General features: G+C 64.3%; 1 protein-coding gene. It reads left to right on the top strand.

All coding sequences use genetic code 11. The features are described 5' to 3' along the window. Positions 1 to 2: 2 nt before the first annotated feature. Positions 3 to 149, top strand: coding sequence for a VirC2 family conjugal transfer protein (locus C7G61_RS43405; protein WP_190242298.1), 147 nt, complete (start codon positions 3 to 5; stop codon positions 147 to 149). The last annotated feature ends 311 nt before the right edge of the window (positions 150 to 460 follow it).

The following is a 460-nucleotide window of genomic DNA, read 5'->3' as shown; positions in this document are numbered from 1 at the left end:
TGATGCCCCGACGGGTGGTTGAGATCGCTCTCGCGCATTTTGATCCCTTAGGGCTGGAAAGTGCGCGTGCCTTCGGTCGTAAACTGGCGAGCGCCGCGCTCGGCATGTTCTTCGAGAACGAAAGGAACGGCATCCGTCAGCACCGCTGATCGGCGCGTGGCTAGCGGTAGTTGGGGTGCTTCTCTGTTGAGGCGTGAACGTCACGATAGGATCACCGGTGCCCCGAATGCTCTGGATAGCGCGGTCGGGATGATTGACGCCGCCGGCGTGCGATGATGGGGTGATCCCGGTTCGGAGCGGGCAACGGGGATCAGAGTGACCAGCGAGTCGCAACTGCGCGAGAAGCTTCGGAAGATCGAGGCGTTGTTCGTGGGTGCCGCCACTGCTGGTGAGCGCCTTGCGGCGGAAGCCGCGCTGCAGCGGGTGCGGGCCCGGGTCGAGGAACTCGCTCGCCACGATC

Origin of the sequence: Bradyrhizobium algeriense, from assembly GCF_003062295.1 — a bacterium.
GTDB classification, from domain to species: Bacteria; Pseudomonadota; Alphaproteobacteria; order Rhizobiales; family Xanthobacteraceae; genus Bradyrhizobium; species Bradyrhizobium algeriense.
This window is presented reverse-complemented; position numbering and strand designations above follow the sequence as displayed.

What these genes read in the sequence shown, in the direction of transcription:
- C7G61_RS43405 (WP_190242298.1), top strand. Translation starts at nt 3, where the DNA reads ATGCCCCGACGGGTGGTTGAGATCGCTCTCGCGCATTTTGATCCCTTA.